Source organism: Pseudomonas parakoreensis (assembly GCF_021602155.1).
Taxonomy (GTDB): domain Bacteria; phylum Pseudomonadota; class Gammaproteobacteria; order Pseudomonadales; family Pseudomonadaceae; genus Aquipseudomonas; species Aquipseudomonas parakoreensis.
Window position 1 is genome coordinate 364897 of sequence record NZ_BQHY01000006.1, and the last position, 6676, is coordinate 371572.

Sequence of the window (6676 nt, forward strand, 5' to 3'; positions counted from 1 at the left end):
AGGCAGGGACCCCAATCTTTCAATTGGCGCAATCAAACGCGCCAATCTTTGTCTTACGCGTCCAGCGAGCTCTGATCGATAACCAGACCTGGGCCCATAGTGGTGCTCAGGGTAACGCGCTTGACGTAGATACCTTTCGAAGAAGCTGGCTTGATACGCTTCAGATCAGCGATCAGGGCTTCAACGTTTTCCTTCAGCTTGACGGCATCGAAGCCGATCTTGCCAACGGAAGTGTGGATGATGCCGTTTTTGTCGGTGCGATAACGAACCTGGCCAGCCTTGGCGTTTTTAACCGCGGTAGCTACGTCTGGAGTTACGGTGCCGACTTTCGGGTTAGGCATCAGGCCACGTGGACCGAGGATCTGACCCAGTTGACCTACAACGCGCATGGCATCCGGGGATGCGATCACTACGTCATAGTTCAGGTCGCCGCCTTTCATTTCAGCAGCCAGGTCGTCCATACCTACACGGTCAGCGCCGGCAGCCAGAGCGGCCTCAGCAGCTGGACCCTGGGTGAACACAGCAACGCGAACGGTCTTGCCAGTGCCGTGTGGCAGCACAGTAGCGCTACGAACAACCTGGTCGGATTTGCGCGGGTCTACACCCAGGTTTACAGCAACGTCGAACGACTCGCTGAACTTGACAGTCGACAGCTCAGCCAGCAGAGCAGCAGCGTCTACAATGTTGTAGGCCTTGCCTGCTTCGATTTTGCCGGCGATAGCCTTTTGACGCTTGGTCAGCTTAGCCATTACACACCCTCCACGTTAAGGCCCATGCTACGAGCAGAACCGGCGATAGTACGCACGGCTGCATCCATATCAGCTGCAGTCAGATCCGCGTTTTTGGTTTTCGCGATTTCTTCCAGCTGAGCACGGGTAACAGTGCCAACCTTAACGGTGTTCGGACGAGCGGAACCGCTGGTCAGACCGGCCGCCTTCTTCAGCAGAACCGAAGCAGGGGTGGATTTGGTTTCGAAAGTGAAGCTACGGTCGCTGTAGACAGTGATGATCACTGGAGTCGGCAGACCTGCTTCAAGACCCTGAGTACGGGCGTTGAAAGCCTTGCAGAATTCCATGATGTTCACGCCGTGCTGACCCAGAGCAGGACCAACAGGTGGGCTTGGGTTAGCCTGAGCGGCCTTCACTTGCAGCTTGATGTAAGCGGTAATCTTCTTGGCCATGAGGCACTCCAATTACGGGTTCGAACGCCTCGAAAGGCTCCCCGGTTACTTGCGCGTTTATCCCAGTGACGACAAAACCCCACAGCCTAGGGCTGCGGGGTTGGGATGCTTGTTCAGTTAGACCTTTTCGACCTGACTGAACTCCAACTCTACCGGAGTAGAGCGACCGAAAATAAGCACTGCCACCTGGACACGGCTCTTTTCGTAATTAACTTCTTCGACAGTGCCGTTAAAGTCAGCGAATGGACCATCGGTAACCCGAACCACCTCACCCGGCTCAAACAGAGTCTTCGGCTTCGGCTTATCACTACCATCGGCCACGCGACGCAGAATGGCTTCCGCCTCTTTGTCGGTGATTGGAGCAGGCTTGTCGGCGGTACCGCCAATAAAGCCCATCACCCGAGGAGTATCCTTGACCAAGTGCCAAGTACCCTCGTTCATATCCATCTGTACCAGCACATAGCCTGGGAAGAACTTGCGTTCGCTTTTGCGCTTCTGGCCATTACGCATTTCAACCACTTCTTCAGTGGGAACCAGAATTTCGCCGAAGCCATCTTCCATGCCAGCCAGCTTAACGCGCTCAATCAGCGAGCGCATGACATGCTTCTCGTAACCCGAGTAAGCATGCACAACGTACCAACGCTTAGCCACGGGACACCCTTAGCCGACAATCAAGGAAACAAGCCAGCCGAGCAGGGAATCAACCCCCCACAACAGCAACGCCATAACGATAACCACAGCAACAACAATTAGCGTTGTCTGCGTAGTTTCCTGGCGAGTTGGCCATACGACTTTACGAATCTCGGTGCGCGCTTCCTTAACCAGTACAAAGAACGACTTGCCCTTTGCAGTCTGCAGGCCTACAAAGGCAGCTACAGCAGCAATCACGAGCAATGCGAGTACACGGTACAGGATCGGCGAAGCAGCGTAATACTGATTGCCAACTACACCCACAACTACCAAAGCGGCTACCACAAGCCACTTTAGCAGATCGAAGCGAGAGCCTTGAGCTTCAGCCTTAGGAGTCATCTATGAAGATCCTGTGAAAAGAAAGCCAGACACACCGAGTGAATCTGGCAGGTCAGGAGGGAATCGAACCCCCAACCTACGGTTTTGGAGACCGTCGCTCTGCCAATTGAGCTACTGACCTAAAACAAAATCAGGCCGACCATTATGCCGGCCCGAAAAATACATTACAACTGCTTATTCGATGATTTTGGCCACTACACCAGCGCCGACGGTACGACCGCCTTCACGGATAGCGAAACGCAGACCGTCTTCCATCGCGATGGTTTTGATCAGGGTAACAGTCATCTGAATGTTGTCACCTGGCATTACCATTTCAACGCCTTCTGGCAGCTCGCAGTTACCAGTCACGTCAGTAGTACGGAAGTAGAACTGTGGACGGTAGCCTTTGAAGAACGGAGTATGACGACCGCCTTCTTCCTTGCTCAGAACGTAAACTTCTGCGGTGAACTTGGTGTGCGGCTTAACCGAACCTGGCTTGACCAGAACCTGACCACGCTCAACGTCGTCACGCTTGGTACCACGCAGCAGAACGCCGCAGTTCTCACCAGCACGACCTTCGTCGAGCAGCTTGCGGAACATCTCAACACCGGTGCAGGTGGTGGTGGTGGTGTCACGCAGACCAACGATTTCCAGTGCATCTTGAACGCGAACGATACCGCGCTCGATACGACCAGTCACAACAGTACCGCGACCCGAGATCGAGAATACGTCTTCGATTGGCATCAGGAATGGCTTGTCGATCATACGAACTGGTTCTGGGATGTAGCTGTCCAGAGTTTCAACCAGCTTCTTGACGGCAGTGGTGCCCATCTCGTTGTCGTCTTTGCCTTCCAGCGCCATACGAGCCGAACCGATGATGATTGGGGTGTCATCGCCCGGGAAGTCGTAGGTGGACAGCAGGTCGCGAACTTCCATCTCAACCAGTTCCAGCAGCTCAGCGTCGTCTACCAGGTCAGCCTTGTTCAGGAAAACCACGATGTACGGAACGCCTACCTGACGGGACAGCAGGATGTGCTCACGGGTTTGTGGCATCGGACCATCAGCGGCCGAGCAAACCAGGATAGCGCCGTCCATTTGAGCAGCACCGGTGATCATGTTCTTCACATAGTCAGCGTGACCTGGGCAGTCAACGTGAGCGTAGTGACGAATGTTCGAGTTGTACTCAACGTGCGCGGTGTTGATGGTGATACCGCGAGCTTTTTCTTCTGGAGCGCTGTCGATCTTGTCGAATTCAACTACGGCCGAACCGAAAACTTCGGAGCAGACGCGAGTCAGAGCAGCGGTCAGAGTGGTTTTACCGTGGTCAACGTGACCAATGGTCCCTACGTTGACGTGGGGCAGGGAACGATCAAATTTTTCCTTAGCCATCGATAACACCCTCAACAGAAGAATTAGACGAACGATATCTACCATTAAAACAAAGGCAGATATTTTCATATCTGCCTTGTTATATGGAGCTCTTGAGCGGATTTGAACCGCTGACCTCACCCTTACCAAGGGTGTGCTCTACCAACTGAGCTACAAGAGCGTAACACTTTGCACAACCTGCAAACTTGGAGCGGGTAGCGGGAATCGAACCCGCATCATCAGCTTGGAAGGCTGAGGTTCTACCACTAAACTATACCCGCGGAGCTTGCAGCTCACGCTAAAAATGGTGGAGGGGGAAGGATTCGAACCTTCGAAGTCGTAGACGTCAGATTTACAGTCTGATCCCTTTGGCCGCTCGGGAACCCCTCCTAAGCGAGCCGGCATTCTATACTATGCCGACCTTCTGTCAAGCATTTTCTCATTAAAAACCTGAGGTTAGCTGCGTTGACACCACTCCGCGCTGACCACCTGCTTAGGTGTTCGCTGTGGAGCGGGCGCCATTCTATGCAAACTATTCCAGCGGTGCAACCCCCTCACACAGCATTATTTTATGTTTTAACTCATTGAATTCCTTGGAAAGGTTCTGCAACTGCACATCCCCTAATAAACGCTGGCTTTCGGGCGCAATGCGCAACCAATAACCAGGCTCGGAGAGATCTTTTTGCGACGCCTGAACCTTCACCCCCATGGCCGCTAAACGCAGCTGCAGCGCGGAAATGATGCTTTCTTGAGTCAAACCACCCAAAAATAGACACTCTTGCCCAGCTCGGAGCACGCCCTGCCCTCCCCCAGAGCCACCATTCGCCTCACTCAATAAGCGAATATCTTGTTGAGACCCGCGGTACATGCTGAGGGGCGTGACATCTTTCGCACGCAAGGGAGCTTCCTGCTGATGCCAGACGTAATAAAACACATTGAGAACAACGAGCAGCAGGAACAACCAACGCATACAAACCTCAAGTTAACGGACAGGCCATCGCCAACCCTATGAATACCAGGTCAGGGACGATCCGCGCTTCAGGCACGATGTCCGCCACCAACCCAGCATCGCCACCGGTAATAAAAACAGTAAAGCGCTCTCCCCAATAGGATCGAGCCATTTCCATCTGGGTCAGGACAAAGCCTCTCAACATTAAAGAGCATCCACGCTCCACCGCTTCGACGGTACTGCGCCCCGGAGCATGGCTCGCCAGCGCTCTTTCGGCAGCCGAGTCCCCATAACGGATTTTCCGGGTATGTGTACGCAATTGGTTACGCATTAAGGGCATCCCTGGGCAAATGAATCCCCCAAGGTGCTCACCTTCGGCATTAATAAAGTCAGCCGTCACTGCAGTGCCGAAATCCAGAATCAAACAGGCGCCCGCAGCCAAATGAAAGCCACCAAGCATCGCCAACCAGCGATCCAGCCCCAAGCGTTCATAGTCGTGATAGCCATTCCTGACACCAGCCATTTCACTGGACGACGTGGCGCACACAACCGAGACACCGAACGCCTGCTCGAGAATCCGGGTGAGCGCGGCAGTTTCTTCGCTGGTTCTTACGCTGACCAACCGACATTTACGCAACGACAGGCTATCAAATGCGCATAGGCTATCCACCAGAGCTTGATCCGAGTCGACAACACCCTCCGCGAAAAGACCGCCAGCGGCCGTATTCAATACACGCCACTTGATAAAGCTATTCCCACAGTCGAGCTCAAGAATCATCACGCAACCTCAGGCTGAGCTCACCACCACTAAAAACCTTTTCCACGCCGTCCACCTTCAAGCGCAGCGCACCTTGGCTATCGATGCCAAGCACAACGCCTTCTATATGACTAACCCCGGCAATCAAAGAAACCGGGCGACCTTGCCACATGTGATCCTTTTCCCACTCTTCCTGGAGCGCAGAGAAACCATCAACCTGATGGCGCTGGATATAGCCGCGCAGCTGCTCGTTCAACTCAGCCACCAAGACGTTGCGATCGCAGCTTTTGCCGGTCTCGAGTCGAATCGACGTCCATTGTTGGCCAACCGCCTCAGCAACCTGCATGTTCACGTTAATACCTATACCCAGCACCACGTGGCAAACATCTGCCGGATCCCCTACTAGCTCAAGAAGAATACCGGCGATTTTCTTGTTTCCGACCAGCACATCGTTGGGCCACTTTAATCCTGCGCCCGCCACCCCCAACTTTCGCAAGGCGTGCATAACAGCCAAACCGACCACCAGACTCAAGCCTTCAAGCTGACGCATGCCACCATCTATGCGCAGAACGAGGCTGTAGTAGAGATTTTCAGCAAAAGGGCTTACCCACTTGCGTCCCCGGCGGCCACGACCGGAAATCTGTCGCTCTGCCAATACCAGAAACGGCGCCGCTCGACCCTGATTGATCGCGCGAAGCGCCTCTGCGTTAGTGGAGTCAATGGAGTCAAAGACTGTAATCGGCCAAACCGCTGCCAAGGCGCCAATCTTCAAGGGGTCGAGCAGCGTCAGGGGTGCAGCCAGTTGATAGCCTCTGCCCCGGACTTTGTTAATTGACAATCCGAGCTCGGCCTCAAGATGCTGAAGCTGCTTCCACACCGCACTTCGACTGATTCCCAGAGCAATCCCCAAAGCCTCGCCGGAATGGAATCGACCATCCTTCAAAAGATTCAACAACGTCAACATGCAGGTCTCGCCTCACAATGAGGCCCGAATAATAGCCATGACCCGGGCAATTGCATAGAAATCAAGCAAGCCACTTTCCTGCGGGCAAAACAAAACCCCAACTGCTTTCGCAATTGGGGTTTCGGAATTTAATCTTGACGATGACCTACTCTCACATGGGGAAACCCCACACTACCATCGGCGATGCATCGTTTCACTTCTGAGTTCGGGATGGGATCAGGTGGTTCCAACGCTCTATGGTCGTCAAGAAATTCGGGTACTGACTCGTGACCAACTGGCCTCGCTTCAGCAAATCGGGTATGTGATACAGGTGTTTGTGAGCTGCGCGAACTTTCGGTTCATTGCGTCTTCACACACCGCAATCTGGTCTCTTTCGAGCATTCAGATTGCTTGGGTGTTATATGGTCAAGCCTCACGGGCAATTAGTATTGGTTAGCTCAACGCCTCACA

8 protein-coding genes, 4 tRNA genes and 1 rRNA gene are annotated in these 6676 nt (G+C 53.7%); all 13 read right to left on the reverse strand.

Features of this window, described 5'->3' with window-relative positions; translation table 11 throughout:
* Positions 1-53: 53 nt before the first annotated feature.
* Entirely contained in the window at positions 54-749 is a 696-nt protein-coding gene (gene rplA / locus L6D63_RS12105) for a 50S ribosomal protein L1 (RefSeq protein ID WP_003228754.1), read from the reverse strand.
* Positions 749-1180 carry a 50S ribosomal protein L11 gene (gene rplK / locus L6D63_RS12110; protein WP_003228756.1) on the reverse strand — a complete coding sequence of 144 codons (432 nt, stop codon included), beginning with the start codon at positions 1178-1180 and terminating at the stop codon, positions 749-751. Before rplK ends, rplA begins: the two co-directional genes overlap by 1 nt.
* Positions 1181-1297: 117 nt before the next feature.
* Positions 1298-1831, reverse strand: a complete 534-nt coding sequence (gene nusG, locus L6D63_RS12115; protein WP_025113545.1) for a transcription termination/antitermination protein NusG — start codon at positions 1829-1831, stop codon at positions 1298-1300.
* Between the two features lie 9 nt (positions 1832-1840).
* Positions 1841-2209, reverse strand: coding sequence for a preprotein translocase subunit SecE (gene secE / locus L6D63_RS12120; RefSeq protein ID WP_041074957.1), 369 nt, complete (start codon positions 2207-2209; stop codon positions 1841-1843).
* A 45-nt stretch (positions 2210-2254) separates the two neighbouring features.
* Positions 2255-2330, reverse strand: a tRNA-Trp gene (locus L6D63_RS12125).
* Between the two features lie 53 nt (positions 2331-2383).
* A complete protein-coding gene (gene tuf / locus L6D63_RS12130) occupies positions 2384-3577 on the reverse strand; it encodes an elongation factor Tu (RefSeq protein ID WP_095668187.1) in 1194 nt (397 codons plus the stop codon).
* Between the two features lie 84 nt (positions 3578-3661).
* Positions 3662-3737: transfer RNA gene (locus L6D63_RS12135), tRNA-Thr, on the reverse strand.
* A gap of 26 nt (positions 3738-3763) precedes the next feature.
* Positions 3764-3837, reverse strand: a tRNA-Gly gene (locus L6D63_RS12140).
* A 24-nt stretch (positions 3838-3861) separates the two neighbouring features.
* Positions 3862-3946 (reverse strand) — tRNA-Tyr (locus L6D63_RS12145).
* Positions 3947-4088: 142 nt separating this feature from the next.
* Positions 4089-4526 (reverse strand): hypothetical protein, encoded by a 438-nt coding sequence (locus tag L6D63_RS12150; protein WP_047296935.1) that lies wholly within the window; start codon positions 4524-4526, stop codon positions 4089-4091.
* A 7-nt stretch (positions 4527-4533) separates the two neighbouring features.
* On the reverse strand, positions 4534-5283 hold the full coding sequence (locus tag L6D63_RS12155) for a pantothenate kinase (RefSeq protein ID WP_047296936.1): 750 nt from the start codon (positions 5281-5283) through the stop codon (positions 4534-4536).
* On the reverse strand, positions 5273-6226 hold the full coding sequence (gene birA, locus L6D63_RS12160) for a bifunctional biotin--[acetyl-CoA-carboxylase] ligase/biotin operon repressor BirA (protein WP_047296938.1): 954 nt from the start codon (positions 6224-6226) through the stop codon (positions 5273-5275). The genes L6D63_RS12155 and birA overlap by 11 nt, the downstream gene beginning before the upstream one ends.
* 132 nt (positions 6227-6358) lie before the next feature.
* Positions 6359-6474: ribosomal RNA gene (gene rrf / locus L6D63_RS12165) — 5S ribosomal RNA — on the reverse strand.
* Positions 6475-6676: the final 202 nt, after the last annotated feature.

Coding starts and splice junctions, on each gene's coding strand:
- rplA (WP_003228754.1), bottom strand. CDS start 749: ATGGCTAAGCTGACCAAGCGTCAAAAGGCTATCGCCGGCAAAATCGAA.
- rplK (WP_003228756.1), bottom strand. CDS start 1,180: ATGGCCAAGAAGATTACCGCTTACATCAAGCTGCAAGTGAAGGCCGCT.
- secE (WP_041074957.1), bottom strand. CDS start 2,209: ATGACTCCTAAGGCTGAAGCTCAAGGCTCTCGCTTCGATCTGCTAAAG.
- tuf (WP_095668187.1), bottom strand. CDS start 3,577: ATGGCTAAGGAAAAATTTGATCGTTCCCTGCCCCACGTCAACGTAGGG.
- L6D63_RS12150 (WP_047296935.1), bottom strand. CDS start 4,526: ATGCGTTGGTTGTTCCTGCTGCTCGTTGTTCTCAATGTGTTTTATTAC.
- L6D63_RS12155 (WP_047296936.1), bottom strand. CDS start 5,283: ATGATTCTTGAGCTCGACTGTGGGAATAGCTTTATCAAGTGGCGTGTA.
- birA (WP_047296938.1), bottom strand. CDS start 6,226: ATGTTGACGTTGTTGAATCTTTTGAAGGATGGTCGATTCCATTCCGGC.